We start from the raw sequence: 23,501 nt of genomic DNA on the forward strand, positions 1-23,501 counted from the left end.
GTGGCATTGAAAATTAACGTTTGCTCGAACAATAAAAAGACTATGCGCATTTTAATCCATCGTTATAAGTCAACGCTGATAACGGGAGTAGGGCTTTGTTTTTTATTCATCGGTTGTGCGCAAGTCGACAAAGTGATTGCCGAGCAACGAAACGATGACATCGTGAGTCCAGCTCCTTTAGCGCAAGGAAAGCCCGTCATCTATCAGGTTTTTACTCGTTTGTTCGGCAATAAAAAAAGAACGAATAAACCTTGGGGAACAATGGAAGAGAACGGAGTCGGAAAATTCAACGATTTTACTGACGCGGCTCTAAAAGGGATTAAGGAATTGGGCGTTACCCATATTTGGTATACCGGTGTTTTACATCACGCAGTGATTCATGATTATACCGATTATGGGATCAGTTTGGACGACCCCGATGTTGTAAAAGGGCGAGCCGGATCGCCTTATGCTATTAAAGACTACTACAATGTGAATCCGGATTTGGCCGAAAATCCTACCCATCGCTTGAAGGAGTTCAAAGCGCTGATTAAGCGGACACATCGTCAAAACATGAAAGTGATCATCGACATTGTTCCGAATCATGTCGCGCGCAATTATCAATCCATCTCAAAACCAGACGGTGTAGACGATTTTGGTGCTACGGATAATAAGAACGTTGAATACCACAAGCATAATAATTTTTACTATGTGGTTGGTGAACACTTTAAAGTGCCTGCCGTAGTAAGCAACTATCAACCTCTGGGTGGTGAGTCGCATCCGTTGGCGGATGGTCATTTTAATGAGTTTCCTGCCAAATGGACGGGTAATCGCAGTCGATCAGCCCAGCCAAAACACGATGACTGGTACGAAACGGTTAAAATCAATTATGGTGTTAGGCCAGATGGGGGGTATGATTTTGAGCGCCTTCCCGCTGAGTTTATGAGAAAAGATTTTCGTGCCCATTATCGCTATTGGCAAAACAAAGACGTTCCAAATTCGTGGAAAAAGTTTCGACATATTGTCGAATATTGGCTTGATATAGGCGTTGATGGCTTTCGTTTTGATGTGGCCGAATTGGTGCCTGTCGAGTTTTGGAGCTATTTAAACTCGGCCATCAAAATGAAGCGCGAAGATGCTTTTTTACTTGCAGAAATCTATCAACCGCATTTGTATCGAGACTTTATTCATCTTGGAAAGATGGATTACCTTTACGATAAAGTTGACTTTTACGATGTGACACGGGCAATTTTGCGAGGCGAAGCCAGTACGGATCAATTGGTGGCGATTCAGCTGCAATACGCCGATATTGAATCGCATTTAATGCATTTTCTGGAAAATCATGATGAACAACGCATTGCAAGCGATGCCTTTGTGGGCAATGCACAAAAAGCAAAGCCAGCGATGGTGGTATTGTCGACCATCAGTCGATCACCAACGATGATTTATTTTGCACAAGAACTTGGCGAAGCGGCGCTTGGTGATGCCGGCTTTGGTGATCCATCACGAACCAGTATTTTTGATTATTGGGGTGTACCAAGTCAGCAACGATGGATGAATGATGGCAAGTTTGATGGCGGATTGCTTACAAACGATGAGAAAAGCTTGCGTGATTTTTATCGTCGCTTGTTAAATCTTACGGCTGAATTAACCGCAATGAACGGCGAATATCGGGATATTCATTTATTTAATCGTCAACACACGGAAAATTACGATGATCGTTTAATGTCTTTCGTGCGTTGGAATGGTCAACAAAAACTCATGGTCATCAGTAATTTTGATGATCAAAAAAACTATCAACTGAATCTGAAAATTCCTTCTTCGATCATCGAGCAATGGCAAATTTCTGATGGCGATTACATCGTTTTTGATCGTTTATACCAAAAAGTTGAAAAAAAATTAGTGGTTGATCAAAAAAATGCTACTTTAAAGGTTGATTTACAACCAATGCAGTCGTATATTTTTCAATTGAGTGAATAACTCGTTCTCAGAGTGAGAGAAAGCATTCCAAATACGAGCTCGGTATGCTTTCTCTAACTCTTTTTCTTTATAGTGAGTTGGCTTTTCTTTTCGCTGTCAGGTTAAACTTTGCAAAGCTCGCAACTTGTCATTCCACGTTTCCGCAAGATTGTCGCACGATCAATTTCGCAGGCAGTAATTGACTGGAGACGGCTTCGCTTTTTATCTGCTTGATTAAGCACTCCACCAACATTTCTCCGGCCAGTTTAGTGTCTTGTTGTACTGTTGTTAACGCAGGACGCGTAAATTCAGATAACGGGATATTGTCGTATCCAACAACAGCAACGTCTTGGGGAATTTTAATATTGCGTTCACGCAATGCCTTCATCGCACCAACCGCAATTAAGTCACTTGCGCAAACAATGGCATCAAATGGCTTTTGCATGGCAATTAACTGTAATGTTGCTGCGTAACCTGATTGTTCTGTGGTAATGGCATCAATCTGCAAGGCTTTATTGGGAGTAAACCCTAGATCGGTTTGCGCCTGACAGCTTCCTTTATAGCGATCGTAAAACTCAGGACATCGACTGGAGGCTCCCCCGAGAAAAGCGATGTGTCGTTTGCCAAGTTGAATCAAATGGTGCGTGATGTCGTAGCCGCCTTTAAAATTATCACACCCAATAGAGACGCCTGGTTGCCCTTCTTGCACGGCACCCCAGAGCACAAAATGGGTTTGATTTTCGGCCAGTTGATCCAATTTTTCTTTGTAATCGGTAAAATCACCGTAGCCTAATAAAATAATGCCGTCTGCTTTGTGTGAATCTTCGTATTCGGCGTGCCAGTCTTCATCCAGCTTTTGAAAGGACACGAGAAGATCGTAGCCATGGTCACCACACGCTCGCGTAATACTTCCGAGCATAGAAAGAAAAAATGGATTGATTTGAGAGTCGTCGCTGGTGGGATCTTCAAAGAGCAAGAGAGCAAGGGTTTCGCTGCGTTGTGAGCGTAAATTGCTGGCGTTTTTATCGACCTTATAGTTGAGGTCTTTCGCAATGGCTTTTATTTTTTCGCGCGTTTCTGGGCTAACCAATGGGCTGTTACGTAAAGCCCGTGAAACGGTCGATTGTGATACGCCTGCTAAATGAGCAATGTCGAACGAAGTTGCTTTAGTTTTCACCGGGTTCCTCAAAAAGGAAAAAGTTATCGATTGTTGTGTTGTCTTTCAAAGTGACAGAAAGTTGATGTGAATATACCGGAAGATGAATAAGCGTAAAAGGATTTAAAGGTAGGTCGGGTGAAGTTATTCAAAGTTATAATAAACACTGAGTACCAATGTCGTATGGCTAACAGGATTGCCACTTTGGTTTAGCTTGCCGGACAACTCTTTAGAGCTCTGAATCAGTGACAATTGCCACTCTAAGTGCCACAAATCATGAAATAAACCGAGTTCCCAATGATTACCACTGTACTCACCAGCGAATCGACCATGCTTTAAATAGTATTGATTTATGTCATAACGAGCGGAAAAGTATTGGTAATCATCGGCCGCTTCATCATCACCTTGCCACCAACCACGGGTGAGCTCCACGGTTAAATTTGAGTATTCAACGTAAAAGTTAAGTTCTCGATAAGGTTCATCGTAATCGTCAGTATATTGCGCAGATGTGATGCCTACGCCGGTTGCTAGCTGGCTGTTCCAACTGACGTAGTAGCGGGCATAAATTTCATATTCTACCGCTTCTTGAATATCGGCTACCCATAGGCCTGCAAAAAATTGTTGGTGTTCAATGTCAAATCCTGTGTTCAAAGAGTCGTCTGCAAGAAATTCACCTCGGTCAAAATATTTTGTGGAGAATCCTACGTAAGGGTTAAATTCGGTATTTGCAACACTCCAGTTACTGCTCAGCGCCAGTATTACCATAATCGAAGTAATTGGGTGTTTCGTACTTAAGCGCATTCGTTACACCTCAAGTTGACCACTTGATTTCGACCGAGCGCTTTTGCTTCATAAAGTGCTTGATCGGCGACTTTAAAAAGTTGCTCGGTATCGCAACAGTGTTGAGGTGGGTAAGTCGAGAGCCCAATGGATACCGTAATGTGTTGGGTTGTCGGCGATGTTTCATGGGTAATTTTGAGAGACTCGATACCCTGACAAAGCTTTTGCGCCACATGAATCGCTTTTTGTTCGTCAATATTTCGTAATAGTATGGCAAATTCTTCTCCACCATAACGAGCGACCATATCGAATCCTTGGCGGGTCAGTTTTGTCATTGTTTGAGCCACTCTTTTTAGCGTTTCGTCTCCGGCTTTATGGCCATAGGTATCGTTGTACAGTTTGAAATGGTCTACATCCACCATGAGCACACTCAGCCCTTCTGGGGTTTGGCGTGTCTCGCTCGAAAGGTGACGCAAATAGTTTTCTAAAGAGCGGCGATTAGCGACGCCTGTGAGCTCGTCGGTATCACTCAATTCTTTTAATTGAATATTGTGCTTAATCAATTCATTTTGTTGGGTAAGCACATTATCAAACAATGTGTCGACCAAGCCGGCCAGTTGTCCAATTTCGTCTTGGCGATGGATTCCGGTTGTTTGCCGATAATCACCTTTGTCCATAACCTGACGAATGGTTCTCTGCATGTGTTTTATCGGGAGTATCACGAGCTGATTGAGGAGCACAAATATAACCAACAAAATGACGGCGGAAGCGAGAGAGGCTGAAATGAGTGACGTATCGAACAATCGATCATCGTAGCTCCGTTTTGGTGCCGGGTAGCGAATGTAAAGCATAGGGTCGTTGTTTATGTCATTAAAGGAGACTTCAATAAATTGATCAACACCGCGTAAGCTGGACTGGTTTAGCAAGGTATCTGAATACAGGTTTGATTGATTGATGACTTGGTTTGTACCGGTTGAGTCGACTGATAAAGCAACGTCAAGTTGGAGTATTTCTCTCAATTGATGGCGAACTCGATCGTCGACAAAACGCCAGATTACAAAGGTGCCTTGAGGTTCTCCAATTTCATTTGAGGGCATAATACTGCAACTGACAAACATCACCGGCTGCCCTTGGAGTAATAAAAAACCACGTTTGGATACGGGTCGTTGATTGTTTTGCTGCACTTCTTTGGTGTCGATTAACACTTGCTTTCGAAAAGTTTCATCCGGGTCATCGAAAATATTACGAGCAATAGGAATGAACAGATTATCAACGCCTAATCCCAGCATTTTTTCGTGGCCTTTTGTATAAAAATACAAGCCATTGGTTTTAAGGGCTTGAAAAGACTCACGAAAAAAATAGTTTCTGCGAATGTATTCTCGATCATTCGATTCCATAACCCGGTACATTTCATCCCAAACGGCGTTGTCGTAGGCAATGCTATAGAGCTCATTGAAAAGTCGATCGATTGCGGAGCTGACTCTTTGAATATCTTTGAGATCAGCGTTTGCTTCCATGGCTTGAAGTTGGGGTAACGTCCAAAATACGCGGATGGTGATTTGAACCGAAAGAATAGAAGCCAACATCGCTAAAAAGAGTAGCAACAGTTTAATGCGTAAATTACTGGCAATGGCTCGAACAAACATGGGGCTGGCTCAAAAAACAATTGCTAATCAGTATAGTTGATTCTGAACTTCTGTGGCTTGGACTCAGTACCCTCATTGGTTTATCTTAAGCTGAAGTGGATAAATCAGCTCTGAGCAACTATACACAGAGATATCAGGAAACTGACGGGCTGTGAATGAAAAAGGTCTTTATATTTGCTTTGCTTGTTGCATTGGCACTTGTAATGGGATGTACCGATGTTTTAATTAATCATTTTGCGTTTCATCCCAGTCGAGTAAACGATCGATATCCGCCAGTGAAAACAGAGGCTGTGATAGAAATTCGTATTCATACCGAAGATGGAGTGGCATTACAAGCGTTTGAAATGCCACAAACACAAACTAACGCGAAGAAAGCGGTTCTTTTTTTACATGGCAATGCCGGTAATGCTTACCACCGTATTGATCATGCTCGCCGAATTTCTGAGCTTGGCTATCATGTATTACTTTTAAGTTATCGTGGCTATGGTAAAAGTGAAGGTTCACCTTCGGAACTCGGGGTCTATCTTGATGCGGAAGCGGCGATTCAATATTTGCTTTACGAAAAAGCGTTCGAGCCATCCAATATTGTCATTCTAGGGCGTTCTATTGGCTCGGCCATTGCTGTGCATGTTGCTCAAAATCATTCTTTGGGCGGTTTAATTCTGGTCTCGCCGATGACGTCCGGAGTGGATATGGCGAAAAGCATGGGATTAAGTTGGCTGTTGTTTGGCCGTAAACCTTTTGACTCGCTCGATAAGTTAAAGCATCTTCAGTGCCCGATTTTGATCATTCATGGTGAAGTCGACACCATAGTGCCTTATGCGCATGGACAAAGGTTATTCAGCGCATATGACGGTGTAAAATTTTTTCACAGTGTACCGCGTGCTGGACACAATGATCTCATTGAGGTTGCCGGTGACGCTTACTTTCAATGGATTGATGCTTTTCTTAACCATCAATCCACTCTTAATCATCAACTGCCTCGCTGAAACAGCAAACTTTAAAAAATAGAATGGCATGCTTATTGATACCTTCAAGTTGTGCGATGAGTTTTATTCGTTGGTCTACGCACACACTTTTGAACGAAGGTTTTTATGTGCAATGAAAAACAGCGTTATCGATTACTGAATCTGAATCGGTTGATGATTTATGCTTTTGGCCTACTTGGGCTTTTTCTTGATTATACCTGGGCTTATGTGATTTCGATGACTTTATGGCTATGGCTTCCTTGTTGTTTACGTTTCGAGTGGCAGGTGATGTTTTATGGGCGTCGCTTATGGCAAATTCGAACGAAGGCGTTATCGAGAGTCGTTTGGCATTGGCAAAAAAAAGTGAAATAACGGAAAACCTTTTCCGGTACACAAGGCGTCAATTTTAGGCCATTTAACGGGTTTAGTCTGAAATGGTAATTCGGTTTTCGAAAATCGGACTTACCGGAGAGTTGAGTTGTAGATAGGTTTCTAATGCTTCTCTGTCGAGTAATGGCAGTGTTACTTTCGCGCTATCATCAATATTAGCAAAGGTCACATAGCCGTCACCGCCTGAGGCGATAAAGCCATTGGTTACCAATAAATAGCTTTCACGATTGTCATAGTTTTGTCCGCCCACCAAAATATTCGTGATTCTTTGTCCTTCAGAAACGATGACCTCGGGCGTTTGATTTTGATCGATTACCTGTGCGTCTTGGAATAGGTCGACAAATATTGAAATACCTTCCGATACTTGTAGAAATTGGCCTGGGGGTGAAGGGAGGCCCGGTAAACCCGCTACGCTACGCTCTAAAATTTGTTTCAGCTGTGCACCTGTGACTGTGACCACAACCAAGTTATTGTCGAAAGGCAAAACGTTAAACAGCTCGGCGCGTGTAATAGGACCTGCAGGGAAAATCCCATCAGGATACCTTGCCGCATCGTAGCGAATAGCACCGCCATTGGTGAATGCAAAGTTGACGTTGTATCCGGCATTAATTGCCGCTTCTCGCATGGCATCGGTGATCAGGTTTCCACTTAACGACTCACCTGAACGGACCGTTATCGCAGAAAAGTCGAGTGGAACGCTGGTAAATCCAATTTCGGTTTCATCACCCGGTTTGAGCCCAGGGAGTCGATTGGGATCGCTGCAAGCGGTTAATATAAAACAACAAAAGCAAGCCAGTTGACTTAACCAAAGCCGTAGCGCATGTAAGTTTGACGTGTTAAATATCATAATTAAAACTGATTAAGTAACTGCGGCCGGGTTGAGCCAATCCATCGCTGCCAAAACGGTCGATGTTTTCAGCACTTTCCGGATCGGAAAACTTTTCATCGCCTAAATTATTGATAGCAAATTTGATCGTAAACTGTAAATTCCAATGGTAACGCAGTGTTAAGTCTCCCAGTAGGTATTCGTCGATAATCACTGGCTCATTCACATCTTGAAAAGCTTCTAAAGCAGAACGTTTGTTTGCACCGCTTTTCCCACCATAACGAATGCCGGTGAAAAGTTCCCAAAGATCGTATTTAAGGGTCAGCCCAGAGTTGATGCGTATGCGTGGCGTATGCAATAACGTTCGAACGCCACGTTCACTTAAAAAATTTCTTTGTAACTCAAACTGTTCGTCTTCACTCCAGTAAAACTCGGTTTCATGCTGTTCCCAATTAATAAAATACTCAACAAATTTGTTTGGGTAAGCTTTAAACTCAACTTCAAAGCCTTCACTTTTGGTATCACCTTTGTTTTCGTAAGTACCTCGTTCACTGCGTCCAAATGGGTCGAAGCTTTCAATAAAGTCATCGGTTTCGGTGTAGAAATAATTGGCTCTAAAGATGTAATGTTCCATTTGGTATTCTGCACCAAATTCAAATGACTTAACGGTTTGTGCCTTGAGCTCTTTGTTACCGATGGTGCCTTCCGTTCCGACTCGAGTGTGATCATACAGCTCTTTAAATGTAGGAGAGCGAAATGCATGAGCATAAAGCGACTTTAAACTCAAAGATTCGGTCACCGGGTAAGTCCAACCAATACGAGGGTTTAATGAGGAACCAAAGTCACTGTAGTCGTCAAATCGTAAACCTAATGTAATCTGATGTTGATCTAAATCCGTGATACTTTGAGCAAAAAGAGCACTGATGGTGCGATGTTTTCCTTCTTGCACATTGATAATGCTGTCGTAATTTCCAAAAGTGGATTGAGGGACCAGCCCTCTGACTTGATAGTTTCGAGTTAGGTTGTAATCGTACAAATGTTGGTATTGCAAAACACCGCCAAACAAGACCAATGTTTGTGGGCTCCATTGTCGATTGTATTGAAACTCGTATCCCAGGTTTGCACCACTGTAACTCTCTTTGGTGAGTGCGCCATTAAAAAAGATACCGTTATTTGAAATAAATCCGTCCGGGTGATCTTGGTACAGGGAGTTGTTATTCAACCAACTCAACCGAAAATAGGATTTTGACTGCACTTTTTGTTTCAGTTGGTGATCGACTTTTAAACTGGTCGAAATTAAGGTTTCACGTAGCCGAGAATCGGTACCAAAATCGAAGATTGCCCCAGTCCAAACACCTCGACGACGCTGCATACCAAAGAGGCGTAATTGATAATTATCACCATGCGTTTGAAAGGCAAGAAAGTCATCTTCGACGTATCGGTTGGTGTGTCCGCTTACCGGTTGTGAAATGCCTTGATTCGAAGCGGCGTGTTCAATGACATTAGCGCCGTTACTTGTGGAAAATCCCGTATTGAGGTCCCAGCTCGATTCATCGCCAGACGTGTTTAAAGCGAACAATCGATTCCCTTTGTTTCCTGTTCCGAGTCGAATGTTTCGTTGATTACTGCGAGTAATTACGTTAATAACACCGACCACCGCACTGCTACCATAAAGCGCGGAAGCCGGGCCGCGAATGATTTCAATGCGCTCAATAAAACTGACGGGCAAGTCAAAGATGGCGCGACCATCGTAAAAGTTATTCATACTTTGACTGTTGATGAGGAGCAAAATTTCGCCTTCGCGTCGTTCTCCACGCATAGCGAGTCGGTAATAACCGTCAGGAGCGACACTGGTTTCAATACCCGGCGCATAATGCAGCGCATCGATTAAGCTGGTTACTGAAAACCGCTCTAAATCTTCCCGATTGATGACGCTGATGATGGCAGGCGCTTTGTTGATGGACTGTAACTTTTGAGTGGCAGTGACGACTTCCAATTTCATCAGTTTATCCAACTCCATGCCAAATAGGATATCTTCTAAATCCTTTTCTTTTTGTTGCGCAAGCACCAAGCCAGTGGCCAGAAACAACCAGCTGCAGATTATTGCTCGAATGGGCCGAATTTGCCGCGTTGACCGGCTTTGCACCATAAAGACCAGAGAGTTAGCCAGGATGTCTATAAGAATAGAACATATTTGGCGATTAATAGGTGTTCAGGTAGGAATTTCGGGCGGCTGTTACCAATGGAGAAGGTAATATTTATTCCCTGCTGTCAGATTTGATGTTGACCGCAGGGAAGATCGTTAGAAAGGATCAAGCCAGTCGTAATAATTCGTTAATGCCTGTTTTGGCACGTGTTTTTTCGTCGACCTGTTTAACGATTACTGCACAATAGAGGCTGTAGCGGCCGTCTTCCGATGGCAAACTGCCGGGAACGACTACCGAGCCGGCGGGAATGCGACCATAGCTGATTTCGCCTGTTTCGCGATTGTAGATGCGCGTACTTTGACCGATATAGACCCCCATGGAAATTACAGCGCCTTGTTCAACAACCACACCTTCAACGATTTCCGAACGGGCCCCGATGAAACAGTTGTCCTCAATTATGGTTGGGCTCGCCTGAAGCGGCTCTAATACGCCACCAATACCTACCCCGCCTGAAAGGTGAACGTTTTTGCCTATTTGTGCGCAGCTGCCGACGGTGGCCCATGTATCGACCATTGTGCCTTCATCGATAAAAGCACCAATATTGACATAAGACGGCATCAGAACAACGTTAGGTGCGATATAGCTGCCGAAACGTGCCATTGCTGGTGGTACCACCCGTACACCGGTTGCTGCGAAGTCCTGCGCACTCATATTATTAAACTTGCTCGGCACCTTGTCGTAAAACTGGGTAAAACCGGCATTCATGGTGGTGTTGTCGTTGAGCCGAAAAGACAATAAAACGGCTTTCTTTAACCACTCATGTACCGTCCATTCGCCATTGATGTTTTCGGCAACACGGGCTTTACCAGAGTCGATCAGGGTTAAGGCTTCGTTGACGGCGGCTCGAATGTCTTCGGGAGCGTTTTGAGGTGAAAACGCGTTACGGTTTTCAAAAGCGTCGGTAATTAAGGACTGTAATTGCTGTGTCATAGTATTCTCTATTAAGTTCTAAGTTCTAAGTTCTAAGTTCTAAGTTCATTCGTACCGACGCTCTTAGGTTATTCATCGCTTTAGCGCCGGTTCATGCGTATTCTTGCCAATGCCAGAGCACGAAATAAAATAACTTTAGGTTAAAGTTTATCGATTTGTTGAATGATTTTTTCGCGTAATTGAGTTTGTTGTTGTTCATTTAAGGGTTGCAGATCAAGTGTTGAAATTTCAAAAATGTCTTCTACTTTTTCTCCCAACGTAACTATGCGAGCTGAATGAATGGACATGTCGCATTTTCTTAAGGACTCACCAATAGCCGCCAGTAAACCGGGTTGATCCAAAGCTGTCAATTCCATTTGGGTATATCGCAAGTTTCGACTCTGGCTGAAAGTGACTTTGGTTGTTATATCAAACTGTTTAAATCGGCTGGACATGTGACGCCTTACTTTTTTTGACATGCCTGCAATATTCTTTAGGTTTTTTTGCAATCGCTTACGAATGCTTTGCATTCTTGGTTGCGATTGAATCGGTTTGCCCGATTCTTCGAGCACCACAAAAGAGTCGAAGCATTTTCCATGAGCATTAGTGAACAGCTCAGCCGCTTGAGTGCGTAAGTTTTTTTGACTCAACGTTGCCGTGATCGCAGCAAAAAGACCGGGTTGATCCGACGTATAGATGAACACTTCTGAACCCGCATCATTTCGATGTTTTTTTATTTCAACTAAAGGCGAGGAACCGTGAGCATGTTTGATTACCGAAGACGTTTGCCAAACAATGCGATCGACAGGTGAGGTTTTAAAATAATTGTCTTCTAATGTTGCCCAGAGTGCTTCCGTTTCGCTGAGGCTGATCTTCTTCTTCGCTAATATTGCCAGTGCTTTTTCCTTAACGTCGGCAATGTGCTCTGAGTCGGAAATCGGTTTATGTTCTTTTTCGGCAAGGTAATTACGAGTGGTTAGGTAGAGCTCTTTGAGTAAGGCGTCTTTCCACGAGTTCCATAATTTAGGGCTGGTTGCGCGAATATCGGCAACCGTCAAAATATAAAGTAAATCCAATTTGTATTGTGTTTGTACTTGACTGGCAAAATATCGGATAACATCGGGATCGGAAATGTCTTTGCGCTGTGCGGTTACCGACATGATCAAATGGCACTTTACCAGCCAAGATACCGTTTGTGCATCGTCTTCCGACAGATTCAAGTATCGACAAAACTCTAACGCATCTTTAGCTCCCAGCTCGGAATGGTCACCGCCTCGACCTTTGGCAATGTCATGAAATAGCCCGGCCAAATAAATTAATTGCGGCTTATCTAATTTTTGCATGATTTCGCTGCAAATTGGAAATTCTTGTTGGTACTCTGGGTTGGCAAAGCGAGTGAGGTTTTTTAATAAAAAGAGCGTGTGTTCATCTACTGTATACGCATGAAACATATCAAATTGCATTTGACCGGAAATTTTTTCAAACAAAGGGACAAATCGGGCCAGTATGCCGTTGCGCTTTAATAGAAAAAACGGGCGATCTCCTTGATGTTTCATGCTGAAAAACTGCAGAAACAGCTTTTTGAAATTCTCGTTATTACGGTAACTTGCGTCAATCATATGACGATGATCACGTATCGCTCTTAATGTACGAGCACTGACGTGTTTGTTACCAGGTACTTGTGCAGCAACAATAAATGTTTTTAGCATCAACTCGGGTTCACTCGCGATGCGTTCCGGATTGATTAGCGCGATGCGATCATTTTCAATTTGAAAGTCATCATCGATCGGCTCGATGTTTCGGCTGCAACCGGCATCGAGAATTTCTTCTTCGAACACCTGCAATAACATTTCAGTCACATTTCGAATTTTAATGGCTGCTCGAAAGTACTTTTTCATTAATTGCTCAACAGCAAGCGCTTCTTTTTTGTCTTTAAAGCCCAGGTATTCAGCCACTTTTTTCTGATGCTGAAATAGCAGTCGGTCTTCACCACGACCGGTGATCAAATGTAAAGCATAGCGAATGCGCCACATGAAAAGTTGCGAGCCCATCAAGGTGCGATATTCTTTAAGCGTAAAAACACCTTTGTTGGCCAGATCATGTAAGGACCCGGAGCTAAAGTAGCGCTTCGCGATCCAGCCGACCAATTGAATGTCGCGCAAACCACCCGGATTTCCCTTGAGGTTTGGCTCTAGGTCAAAGGATGTGCCTTTGTATTTGCGATAACGGGCTTTTTGTTCCGCCACTTTGGCTTCGTAAAAAGCGCGAGCTGGCCACATGTGTTCGGGGCCGGTAAGTGTTCTCATTTGGTCGAATAAAGCCGTGTTTCCGCAAATGACGCGTGACTCGATCAGGTTGGTAGCAATAGTGATATCGTCTTCCGCTGCCTGACAACATTCCTTTAAGGTGCGTACGCTGTGGCCAATTTGCAAGCCAATATCCCAAAGCAAGGTGATCAATGGTTGCAACGAATCGAGAATGATTTGTCGGTGATTGTTATCGATAAGGAACAATAAATCGATATCGGAACCCGGATGCAACTCACCACGGCCGTAGCCACCCACGGCGATCAGACTGGCTTCTTGCGAATGAATAGCAAACGCTTGCCATAGTTGTTGCAAGAGTTGGTCAACAATTAAGGAGCGAGCTGTTACTAAATGGCGTACAGAAACTCGCCGGTCGAAGGCATCCGCCAGTGCTTGTTGACTGTTTTTCAGATAGGTTTTACAACTGGTAATGGTGGAAGGGTGTGCCAATTGCTCTTTATTAATGTCTGGCAATGGCGGTAAGTTCAGTTGTTCGGCCTGAAATGGAGTCATTAAAAACTTTCTTCGCTGCGCTTGGTTAGTACCTCAACGCCGGAACCGGTAACCAGTAACGTATGCTCCCATTGCGCTGAAAGGCTGCGATCTTTGGTGATGACGGTCCATTTATCCGGTAGCAAAGAAACATAGCGTTTGCCTGCGTTGATCATGGGCTCTATGGTCAGACACATCCCGGCTTCCAGTGCGACTCCAGTACCCTGTTTTCCATAGTGCAGCACTTGCGGATCTTCATGAAATTCAGCGCCGATACCGTGACCGCAATATTCGCGCACCACAGAATAATTGTGTTTATGTGCGTGTTGCATGATGGCATAACCGATATCACCCAGTTGTATGCCTGGCTTCACCATGTTAATACCCAGATACAGGCACTCTTGAGTGACTTGAATCAGTCTTTCTGCCATTACTTTGGGTTTACCTACGGTAAACATTTTGCTGGTGTCGCCGTGATAACCGTCTTTTATGACGGTTACGTCGATGTTGATGATATCGCCGTCTTTCAGTTTTTTATCAGCTGGAATACCGTGGCAAACCACGTGGTTAACCGAGGTACAAATTGACTTCGGAAAACCGTGATAATTTAGCGGTGCCGGAATCGCCTGCTGTTCATTAACGATGTAATCATGACAGATCTGATTCAGCTCGTTGGTCGTTACCCCTTTTTTAACATGAGGTTCGATCATTTCCAGCACTTCGGCCGCTAGGCGACCGGCTACGCGCATTTTTTCTATCTCATCTGGCGTTTTGATTTTAATGTTCATGCAATGGCTTCAAATTCAAAAATTTTAAAGATGGGCAGCATTCTACTGATTTTTGCCAAGAGAATCATCGAAAGCTGATGTTTACCGGTTATTTCCTTGATTATCATAGCCTTGTTCCATAAAGTTAACTTCAAATCAGGGTAAAGAGTCTGTGCTGGTAGCACAGTCGGCGGGAATGTTCATAACACACCATGAATACTTCCTTGTAGGCTCGGCAGTGGTATCCATGCCACTGACGGTTATGAACATTCCCACCGACTGAGCAACTGGTCATTTAAACCATCGCGCAGGTAAAAACAGTTTATGATTAAATCCGGCGAACACCTGGGAAAATTTCGTATTTTGAACCGGATCGGTTCCGGGGGGATGGCCGATGTGTTTCTGGCGGAAGACACGTCTTTACATCGCACTGTGGCAATTAAGGTACTGCCACCGGAAATGGCACGCGATGTGAATTGGGTATCCCGATTTGCTAAGGAAGTTCGCGCAACGGCCAATTTGTTTCATCCCAATATTGTGACTGTGTTTGAAGTCGGGCATCAGGAGAACACGCATTTTTATGTCATGGAATACCTTCCGGGTGGCGATCTGAAGCAGAAAATTGAACAAGGATTAAGCGAAAAGCAGGCGTTGGTTTATGTGAAACAAATGGCTGAAGCCTTGAATTACGCGCATGTTAAGGGTTTTGTTCATCGTGATATTAAGCCGGAAAACATTCTTTTTGATGAAAACGGTATTGCGAAATTGACGGATCTGGGAATTGCTAAAGCCATGGGCAGCAATTCCCACATTACCAAAACCGGAACCAGCGTTGGCACCCCCAGGTACATGAGCCCGGAACAGGCGCGAGGTAAATCTACGGACGGACGCAGCGATCTTTACAGTCTCGGTGTGGTTTTTTATGAAATGCTAACGGGCGAAGTGCCTTATATCGCAGAAGATACGTTTGCTGTAGCACTGGCGCATATTAATGAACCCATCCCGCAGTTGCCTCAACCCTTTAGCCATCTTCAAGGGTTGCTCGAAATGTTAATGGCAAAAACTCAAGATGAACGTTTCGACACAGCGGCGGATTTGGCTGTTGAAGTAGAGAAAGTCATTCAGGGCGCTCCTTTTGATAAGTGGCAGTATTTAAAGGACAGAAATGAGACCAAATTAGCGCATCAACCGGTTGCTGACAGCCAATTAAACTCAGTTCCTAAGCCGGTAAAACGGCAACTACTGCGATCCGATAGTTTGGCGCCAATTAAGAAACGAATACCTCAAATGTTAGTGCTTCTAGCAACGGTTATTTTTTCGGTGGCGTTGACCAGCTGGTGGTTTTTAAACGGACAAAATGATGCAGCGATACCATCACCTGACAAGAGTGATATAACACCCTTAGTTGCGGATCAACAAGGCTCCTCAAACTTAAGTGAACCACTGGTGAGTGACATCGCCGATGAAGTTGCGGCTGCTGAACAGTTGGATTCAGTCTTAACTCAAAATGAAGGCGCAGAAGAGCAACCACAACAATCCCATTCTGATAAACAACAAGATGATTACGAAAAAAACACCAGTCAAACATCGAGTGATAAACGTTTAAGTGATGCTGCTTCCAAGGGAGCCATTGAAAGTGAGAGCGTCTCGCCAAAACAAGCGAGTAAAGCAGATAAGTCTACACAGCAAATGGCGGATCAAACCGCTTCTGCGCAACGCTCAAAAGTGCGCAGTCAATTGGCGACTCTTTATCAACAAGCATCTGAGTATTTAAAAAACGATCAGTTGACCGAACCCGCAGGCAGTAATGCTTACGAAGTGTTTCAAAAAATATTGAAAAAAAATCCGCGTGATCAGCGAGCCCGAAAAGGCATACATTTTATTGCCGATCGCTATCTGGAACTGGCGGAATTAGCCATAGCAAAAAGCGAAGTCGGTCAGGCGAAATTGTTTCTTGAGAAAAGTCGTGCATTGGGCAGCCCTTATTTTAAACCTGCAAAAGCGAAACAAATAGCAGATAAAGGACGTTACGTTCAGAAGCAACTCATTGAGCAATTGGCCGGCGAGTTCGCGATGATTCCGGCTGGGCAGTTTGTATTTGGTTGTGCGGCGGGTGATGATGAGTGTAAACGCGATGAGCTGCCGCAAAAAGGCATGTCGATAAGGGCGTTTAAGTTAGGAAAAACGGAAGTCACTTTTTCGCAGTGGGATCGCTGTGTGGCTGACCGAGCGTGTCAACGACCGGATGATCAGGGCTGGGGACGCGGCCAACGTCCGGTTATGAATGTGACTTTTGATGACGTCACACAGCATTTTATTCCTTGGCTCAACAATAAAACCGGCGCAAAATTTCGTTTACCAACGGAAGAAGAGTGGGAGTATGCCGCGCATGGTGGAAGCAAAACTCGATTTTATTGGGGCAATGAACCCGGACGTAATCGAGCCAATTGCATTGGCTGTGAAAATCCGCAAGGTAATGAACGAACGACTCTGGTTGGTAGCTTTGCGGCAAATCCTTACGGACTTTACGATATTCTTGGCAATGTATGGGAGTGGACATCCAGCTGTTATACCCGCAGCCATGATAGCGAACCGATATGTAAGTACCGGGTGGCCAAAGGAGGCGCCTACGAATACAAGCCGGTTTACATGCGAATATCCAACCGCTGGGCACGTGGCGAGGTGAAGCACGCTCATGAAGTCTTAGGCTTTCGACTGGTACTGGAGCTGTAACCAGGGCCTCGCTAAGCCATATTTTCGTTGTCCCACCAACCCGGATATGGTATAAAGCGCGCCCAACTGGAGAATCCGGTTGGACTACGAATTTGTTGGCTACGTTGAAGCCAATAGAACCTTAAATCCACACGCAAATCGACACATAAATTTGGGTGCCGGCAAACCGGGAGGTTAAGCTGGTTGATTTATGGGATTTGCGGAGGTTAAACCCTTGTTTTTCGGAGAAAATTAAATGGCTAAAGTATCAATGCGTGACATGCTCCAGGCGGGCGTTCACTTCGGTCACCGTACCCGTTTCTGGAACCCAAAGATGAAGCAATACATCTTTGGTGCACGTAACGACATTCATATCATCAACCTTGAGCACACTGTGCCTATGTTCAACGATGCGTTGAACTACATTTCCAGTGTTGCATCTCGCAAAGGCAAAATTCTGTTTGTTGGCACCAAGCGTGCTGCCAGCGAAATCGTTCGTGAAGAAGCCAAGCGTTGTGGTCAGTTTTTCGTCGACAAGCGCTGGTTGGGCGGTATGTTGACCAACTACAAAACCATTCGTCAATCCATCAAGCGATTAAAAGAGCTGGAGGCTCAAAGTCAGGACGGCACTTTCGATCGTTTGACTAAAAAAGAAGCGCTATTAAAAACGCGTGAAATGGAAAAGTTGGAAGCCAGTATCGGTGGTATTAAAGACATGGGCGGATTGCCTGATGTGCTTTTCGTAATCGACGCCGATCACGAGCATATTGCGGTTGCGGAAGCTCGCAAGCTTGGTATTCCTGTCGTTTCTGTCGTTGATACTAACTCTAATCCAGACGGTGTTGACTATGTGATCCCCGGTAATGACGATGCCATTCGTGCCATCCAGCTTTATGTCAGCGCGGTTGCTGACACGGTATTAGACGGTCGTCAAAGTGCTCAAATTGTTGAGCAAGCTGGTGAAGACGAGTTTGTTGAAGAAGCCGACAAACCAGCTGAAGAAGCTTAAGTCGAGCCAAGTTGACAAAAGAAGGGGGCTCTGCCCCCTTTTTTCGAGAAAAGTAATCGATTTTTAGATTCATTTGCCCAAGCAAATTAATTTGGAGAATTATCATGGCAATTACTGCTGCATTAGTAAAAGAACTTCGTGAGCGTACTGGCGCTGGCATGATGGAGTGTAAAAAGGCGTTGGTTGAAACCAATGGCGATGTTGAGTTAGCGATTGAAAATATGCGTAAATCCGGACAAGCAAAAGCGGCCAAAAAGGCAGGTCGTGTTGCTGCAGAAGGTTTGATCATCGTTAAAACTTCTGCTGATTCGAAAACTGCAGCCATCGTTGAAGTCAACTGTGAAACTGACTTTGTTGCACGCGATGAAAGTTTTGTTGCCTTTGCCAACAAGGTGGCAGATGTTGCGCTTGCAGGAAAAATTACTGATGTTGAAGCGCTTAAAGCCGCTGAGTATGCTGACGGTTTAACTGTTGAGCAAACGCGTGAAAACCTAGTGGCTAAAATCGGTGAAAACATGAACGTTCGTCGAGTGTCTATCATCGAGTCTGCTGAAGGCACATTAGGTTCTTACTTGCATGGCGCCCGTATCGGTGTGGTTGTTGAAACCAAAGGTGGTGATGACGACTTAAATCGCGATTTGGCAATGCACGTTGCTGCGAGTAAGCCGGATTACCTGAATCCAGAGAGTATCCCTGCCGAAATCATCGAAAAAGAGAAAGAAATCATCAAAGCTCAGCCCGATATGGAAGGCAAGCCAGACGAAATCGTCGAAAAGATGATTGGCGGACGCATTCGCAAATTCTCTGCTGAAATTAGCTTAACAGGACAACCTTTCGTAAAAGATCCTTCACAAAGTGTTGAGCAACTGTTGAAATCCAAGTCGGCTGAGGTAGTATCTTTTGTGCGTTTCGAAGTCGGTGAAGGTATTGAAAAGAAAGAAGAAGACTTCGCGGCTGAAGTGGCTGCACAAATGCGTGGCGAATAATTCGCACACGTTTTTTGAATCTATGGAGTAATCACAAAATGAGTCGATCTGAACTTCCGTATAAACGAATTTTGCTTAAGCTTAGCGGTGAAGCGCTGATGGGGAGCGAGCAATTTGGCATCGATCCTCAGGTGCTTGATCGGCTTGCAGGAGAAATTCGTGAAATTGTACAAGCGGGTGTTCAGGTCGGTATTGTGATTGGCGGCGGAAATTTATTCCGCGGTGAAAAGCTGGCCAGAGCGGGAATGAATCGGGTTGCGGGCGACCATATGGGCATGTTGGCAACGGTGATGAACTCTCTGGCTTTGCAAGATGCATTAGAACGTACCGACATAGAAACCCGAGTGATGTCGGCGATTTCGTTGACCGGTGTGTGTGAAGATTATAATCGCCGGTTTGCTGTGCGCTTTATGGATCGCGGGCAAGTGGTCATTTTCTGTGCGGGTACCGGTAATCCATTTTTTACCACAGATACAGCAGCTTGTTTGCGTGGCATTGAAATTGAAGCCGACCTAATCTGTAAAGCCACCAAAGTGGATGGCGTTTATTCGGCGGATCCGAATAAATATTCCGATGCTGTGAAATACAATGAGCTCACCTACCAAGAAGCGCTCGAGCGGCAATTGGCAGTGATGGATTTGACGGCTTTTTGTTTGGCGCGGGATCACCAAAAGAAAATACGTGTTTTTAATATGAACAACCCTGGCGCTTTAGTACGTGTGGCCACTGGCGATCAGGAAGGTACATTGATCTCCTGTTAAGTTGAACAGGTACAATCAAAACCAATTATTGAAGGGGAAGAGTCGTGATTAACGATATCAAAGACGATGCAAAAACCCGTATGGGTAAATCGGTAGATGCTTTTAAAAGTGATTTAACCAAAATCAGAACCGGTCGCGCTCATCCCAGCTTGATTGAGCACTTAATGGTGCCTTATTACGGTTCGGATACTCCTTTGTCTCAGGTGGCGAATATTTCTGTTGCGGATTCTCGCACATTACAGGTTCAGCCTTGGGAAAAAGACATGGTGGCGCCTATTGAAAAAGCGATAATGAATTCGGACTTGGGGCTTAACCCTAATTCTGCGGGACAAGTGATTCGGATCCCGTTGCCACCGCTAACCGAAGAGCGCCGTAAAGATTTGATTAAAGTGGTGCGTGGTGAAGCCGAGGGAGCCAAAGTCGCTATCCGAAATATTCGTCGTGATGCCAATTCAACATTGAAAGATTTGGTCAAAGAAAAAGAGATTTCGGAAGATGACGAGCGTCGCGCTCAGGACGAAATCCAGAAATTAACCGATGAGCATGTCGCCAAGGTCGATAAAGTTTTGGCGGAGAAAGAAGCCGAGTTGATGGAAATATAACGTCATCTGTCTGATTGAGGCTATCCACACGCCGCGTCGTGAAAACGCGGCGTTTGCGTATTTAGCGGGCATTTCTCATGAATATCGAACACAAGCAACAATCTGCTCAAGCCAGCGTTGTACCTCGCCATATCGCCATTATTATGGATGGCAATGGTCGCTGGGCTCAAGCTCAAGGCAAAAAGCGGGTACAAGGTCATAAAGTGGGGATGGATCGTGCCCGCGAAATGGTGGAAACCTGCGGTGCTTTAGGGGTTGAGGTGCTAACGCTCTTTGCATTCAGCAGTGAAAACTGGAGCCGCCCAGCTGATGAAGTGGGTTTTTTAATGAACCTATTTGTCACAGGGCTGACCAAAGAAAGCAAAGCGTTACATAAAAATAATGTTCAGTTGCGCGTGATTGGCGATGTTTCACGCTTTGAAACCAAGTTACAAAAAGCAATCGCCAAAGCGGAACAACTGACACAACATAATGATGGCATCGTTTTGCAAATAGCGGCTAACTACGGTGGTCGTTGGGATATGCTGCAAGCGGCCAATGCCGCGATTGCAAAGAAACAAGCCGCTAACCAAGACGTCGAAAACCTGACCGAAGAGGACATTAGCGTTCATCTGTGTGGTGCTGATTTGCCCGAGCCCGATTTGTTGATTCGTACCGGTGGTGAAATTCGTATCAGCAACTTTTTGTTATGGCAATGTGCTTACAGTGAGCTGTTGTTTTCTCCTTTGTTGTGGCCAGAGTTTGATGCTGAAGCGCTGAAAAATGCGATAGCTGAATTCTCGAGTCGACAAAGACGGTTCGGTAAAACAGGTGAACAGGTTAACTCATAGCGATTGGGAGCAGAATTGCCTTGCGATAAGTATGACCTAGCGTCATTACCTAAGGTTTGAAATTCATGAGCGTTAAGCTGAAGTTTCCTTAAGTCAATATCGATGCGTTTGACCTTAATTAAAAATGAAGAAGAACAGTGATAATTTATGCTTAAACAACGTGTGATCACAGCTTTACTCTTATTGCCTTTGGTTGGATTTATAATATTCGGCCTTAATTTGCAGTGGTTTGCTGGAGCATTACTGATTGTTGGATACCTGATGGCCTGGGAGTGGGCAGGGCTGGCAGCCATTGAACAAGGCAAATGGCGTTCAATTTATGCGTTTTTGGTTTCCTTAACGGGTATTGCCATCTGGTACCTTGATCCTGCCATTCAGTTTTGGCCATCGACTTTCTGGTTCAATGGTTGGCACTGGGAATCGCCTTTACTCATTTTTCTATTGGCTTTAGTGGCCTGGGCAGTGGCCATTCCTATGGTGGTCTTTTCGCAGGCATTGAAGCCAATGTGGAGTGGCTCACCTTGGTTGCGTCTTCTACTTGGTATCATCATTATTAACGGGTTCTGGGTTTCTGCCATAGCCCTTCGCAATACAGAGTTTTCAGTGGACGTGTATCGCGGTGGGTACTTGGTGCTTATGATGTTAGCCCTAATTTGGGGGGCTGATGTTGGCGGTTACGTATTTGGAAAACTTTTCGGCCGGCATAAGTTGGCCCCAGCGGTCAGTCCTGGCAAAACCTGGGAAGGCGTTTTCGGTGGTGTGTTACTGAGTGTGTCTGTGGCCAGTATCGGTGCAATCTGGCTACAGCTGCCAATTGACAGTTGGGCTTTGTTCGTTTCGTTGATGGCAATGTTGGTTGTTCTATCGGTTTTCGGTGATCTTTTCATCAGCTTATTGAAGCGACAAGTCAATTTAAAAGACACCAGTCGTATGTTGCCCGGCCATGGCGGTATTCTTGATCGCCTGGATTCAACTCTGGCGGTATCACCGGTATTTTTATTGGTTGCATACTATCTGGAGTGGATCCGATGAAGTGGGTAACCGTATTAGGATCCACTGGTTCAATCGGAATTAATACGTTAGATGTGATTGCACGTCATGCTGAGCAATTCAAAGTTTTTGCACTTACGGCACACAGCAACCTTGAGCTTTTACTGTCACAAGTTGAGCGCTTTCGCCCTCGTTACGCAGTACTTGCCGTTCCACCTGAACAATTAGAATTTGAACAACGATTAGCGCGTGTATCACCGGAAACAGAATTATTGATAGGAAGTGAGGCGCTCGCTCAAGTTGCTGAGCACCCTAAAGTCGATAAAGTGATGGCGGCGATTGTGGGAGCTGCTGGGTTAATACCGACTTTAGCGGCCGTTAAAGCAGGTAAAAAAGTATTATTAGCCAATAAAGAAGCGCTCGTGGTTGCTGGCGATCTGTTTATGCAGGAAGTTAAGGCTTCCGGTGCCGTTCTTTTACCCATCGACTCTGAGCACAACGCTATTTTTCAATGCCTACCGACCGATTATGCTCAGCAGGGATTCGATAGCGCGGGTGTTGAGCAGATTTTATTAACCGGTTCTGGCGGTCCGTTCAGAACGCTACCCTTGTCTCAGCTGTCGCAAGTCACTCCAGAGCAGGCCTGCGCTCACCCCAATTGGGATATGGGCAAAAAAATATCGGTGGACTCTGCAACCATGATGAACAAAGGGCTGGAAGTTATTGAAGCCTGTCATTTGTTTGGCGTCGGCACCCACCAAATCGAAGTGGTATTGCACCCACAGAGCATCATTCACTCTATGGTTCGTTACAATGACGGTTCAGTGTTGGCACAAATGGGACAGCCCGATATGCGTACGCCCATTGCTTTCGGTCTCGGTTGGCCAGAGCGAATTAAGGCTGGCGTTGAAGCGCTGGACTTTAAAACCATGTCGCAATTAGAGTTTGAAACCCCCGATCTTGAGCGATATCCCTGCTTAACATTGGCAATGGATGCATTCTCGATTGGGGCGGGAATGCCGGCAGTGTTGAACGCCGCCAATGAAGAAAGTGTTGCTGCATTTTTGCATCGAAAACTCGGGTTTACTGAGATCGCTCAAATCAATTGTGCCGTGATGGAGCGATTGAATGCGCAATGTGAACCTACGATCGATGCCTTAGTGGCACTTGATCACGAAGCTCGTGCTTTGGCACAACAGTTGATAAATCAGAGAGGTGTTTGATCC

Annotated in this window: 19 protein-coding genes; 11 read left to right on the plus strand and 8 right to left on the minus strand. The window is 44.8% G+C overall.

Features of this window, described 5'->3' with window-relative positions; all coding sequences use genetic code 11:
- Entirely contained in the window at positions 1 to 1,959 is a 1,959-nt protein-coding gene (locus ACTUJY_RS16255) for an alpha-amylase family protein (RefSeq protein ID WP_463617173.1), read from the plus strand.
- Between the two features lie 127 nt (positions 1,960 to 2,086).
- On the opposite strand, the gene ACTUJY_RS16260 is transcribed toward ACTUJY_RS16255, so the two are convergent.
- The 3 genes from ACTUJY_RS16260 to ACTUJY_RS16270 form a co-directional block, all read right to left on the minus strand.
- Positions 2,087 to 3,115, minus strand: a complete 1,029-nt coding sequence (locus ACTUJY_RS16260) for a LacI family DNA-binding transcriptional regulator (protein WP_463617174.1) — start codon at positions 3,113 to 3,115, stop codon at positions 2,087 to 2,089.
- A 123-nt stretch (positions 3,116 to 3,238) separates the two neighbouring features.
- Positions 3,239 to 3,895, minus strand: a complete 657-nt coding sequence (locus ACTUJY_RS16265; protein WP_463617175.1) for a TorF family putative porin — start codon at positions 3,893 to 3,895, stop codon at positions 3,239 to 3,241.
- Complete coding sequence (locus ACTUJY_RS16270) at positions 3,886 to 5,520, minus strand: sensor domain-containing diguanylate cyclase (RefSeq protein ID WP_463617176.1); 1,635 nt, start codon at positions 5,518 to 5,520, stop codon at positions 3,886 to 3,888. The genes ACTUJY_RS16265 and ACTUJY_RS16270 overlap by 10 nt, the downstream gene beginning before the upstream one ends.
- Positions 5,521 to 5,675: 155 nt before the next feature.
- On the opposite strand from ACTUJY_RS16270, the gene ACTUJY_RS16275 reads away from it, so the two are divergent.
- Positions 5,676 to 6,509, plus strand: a complete 834-nt coding sequence (locus ACTUJY_RS16275; RefSeq protein WP_463617177.1) for an alpha/beta hydrolase — start codon at positions 5,676 to 5,678, stop codon at positions 6,507 to 6,509.
- A 105-nt stretch (positions 6,510 to 6,614) separates the two neighbouring features.
- Positions 6,615 to 6,860, plus strand: coding sequence for a hypothetical protein (locus ACTUJY_RS16280; protein WP_463617178.1), 246 nt, complete (start codon positions 6,615 to 6,617; stop codon positions 6,858 to 6,860).
- 52 nt (positions 6,861 to 6,912) lie between these two features.
- Here ACTUJY_RS16280 and ACTUJY_RS16285 read toward each other — a convergent pair whose 3' ends face one another.
- The 5 genes from ACTUJY_RS16285 to map form a co-directional block, all read right to left on the minus strand.
- On the minus strand, positions 6,913 to 7,725 hold the full coding sequence (locus ACTUJY_RS16285; RefSeq protein WP_463617179.1) for a 5'-nucleotidase C-terminal domain-containing protein: 813 nt from the start codon (positions 7,723 to 7,725) through the stop codon (positions 6,913 to 6,915).
- Positions 7,715 to 9,850, minus strand: coding sequence for a TonB-dependent receptor plug domain-containing protein (locus ACTUJY_RS16290; protein WP_463617180.1), 2,136 nt, complete (start codon positions 9,848 to 9,850; stop codon positions 7,715 to 7,717). The genes ACTUJY_RS16285 and ACTUJY_RS16290 overlap by 11 nt, the downstream gene beginning before the upstream one ends.
- A gap of 166 nt (positions 9,851 to 10,016) precedes the next feature.
- Complete coding sequence (gene dapD / locus ACTUJY_RS16295; RefSeq protein WP_463617181.1) at positions 10,017 to 10,841, minus strand: 2,3,4,5-tetrahydropyridine-2,6-dicarboxylate N-succinyltransferase; 825 nt, start codon at positions 10,839 to 10,841, stop codon at positions 10,017 to 10,019.
- A gap of 140 nt (positions 10,842 to 10,981) precedes the next feature.
- Positions 10,982 to 13,639, minus strand: coding sequence for a [protein-PII] uridylyltransferase (glnD, locus tag ACTUJY_RS16300; RefSeq protein WP_463617182.1), 2,658 nt, complete (start codon positions 13,637 to 13,639; stop codon positions 10,982 to 10,984).
- Positions 13,639 to 14,406, minus strand: a complete 768-nt coding sequence (gene map / locus ACTUJY_RS16305; RefSeq protein WP_463617183.1) for a type I methionyl aminopeptidase — start codon at positions 14,404 to 14,406, stop codon at positions 13,639 to 13,641. Before map ends, glnD begins: the two co-directional genes overlap by 1 nt.
- Before the next feature lie 303 nt (positions 14,407 to 14,709).
- Here map and ACTUJY_RS16310 point away from each other — a divergent pair, with 303 nt between their 5' ends.
- The 8 genes from ACTUJY_RS16310 to ispC all read left to right on the plus strand — a co-directional run bounded on the left by ACTUJY_RS16310 (position 14,710) and on the right by ispC (position 23,498).
- Positions 14,710 to 17,118 carry a protein kinase domain-containing protein gene (locus ACTUJY_RS16310; RefSeq protein WP_463617184.1) on the plus strand — a complete coding sequence of 803 codons (2,409 nt, stop codon included), beginning with the start codon at positions 14,710 to 14,712 and terminating at the stop codon, positions 17,116 to 17,118.
- Positions 17,119 to 17,353: 235 nt separating this feature from the next.
- Positions 17,354 to 18,106: a 30S ribosomal protein S2 gene (gene rpsB / locus ACTUJY_RS16315; RefSeq protein ID WP_463617185.1), complete on the plus strand. Its 753-nt coding sequence runs from the start codon at positions 17,354 to 17,356 to the stop codon at positions 18,104 to 18,106.
- 101 nt (positions 18,107 to 18,207) lie between these two features.
- A complete protein-coding gene (tsf, locus tag ACTUJY_RS16320) occupies positions 18,208 to 19,092 on the plus strand; it encodes a translation elongation factor Ts (protein ID WP_463617198.1) in 885 nt (294 codons plus the stop codon).
- Positions 19,093 to 19,130: 38 nt separating this feature from the next.
- A complete protein-coding gene (pyrH, locus tag ACTUJY_RS16325; protein WP_463617186.1) occupies positions 19,131 to 19,853 on the plus strand; it encodes a UMP kinase in 723 nt (240 codons plus the stop codon).
- A 44-nt stretch (positions 19,854 to 19,897) separates the two neighbouring features.
- Positions 19,898 to 20,455: a ribosome recycling factor gene (gene frr / locus ACTUJY_RS16330; RefSeq protein ID WP_463617187.1), complete on the plus strand. Its 558-nt coding sequence runs from the start codon at positions 19,898 to 19,900 to the stop codon at positions 20,453 to 20,455.
- 77 nt (positions 20,456 to 20,532) lie between these two features.
- On the plus strand, positions 20,533 to 21,285 hold the full coding sequence (locus ACTUJY_RS16335; RefSeq protein WP_463617188.1) for an isoprenyl transferase: 753 nt from the start codon (positions 20,533 to 20,535) through the stop codon (positions 21,283 to 21,285).
- Positions 21,286 to 21,432: 147 nt separating this feature from the next.
- Positions 21,433 to 22,317 carry a phosphatidate cytidylyltransferase gene (locus tag ACTUJY_RS16340; protein ID WP_463617189.1) on the plus strand — a complete coding sequence of 295 codons (885 nt, stop codon included), beginning with the start codon at positions 21,433 to 21,435 and terminating at the stop codon, positions 22,315 to 22,317.
- Positions 22,314 to 23,498 carry a 1-deoxy-D-xylulose-5-phosphate reductoisomerase gene (gene ispC, locus ACTUJY_RS16345; protein WP_463617190.1) on the plus strand — a complete coding sequence of 395 codons (1,185 nt, stop codon included), beginning with the start codon at positions 22,314 to 22,316 and terminating at the stop codon, positions 23,496 to 23,498. The genes ACTUJY_RS16340 and ispC overlap by 4 nt, the downstream gene beginning before the upstream one ends.
- Positions 23,499 to 23,501: the final 3 nt, after the last annotated feature.

The organism is Pleionea sp. WD8-19 (assembly GCF_055326765.1).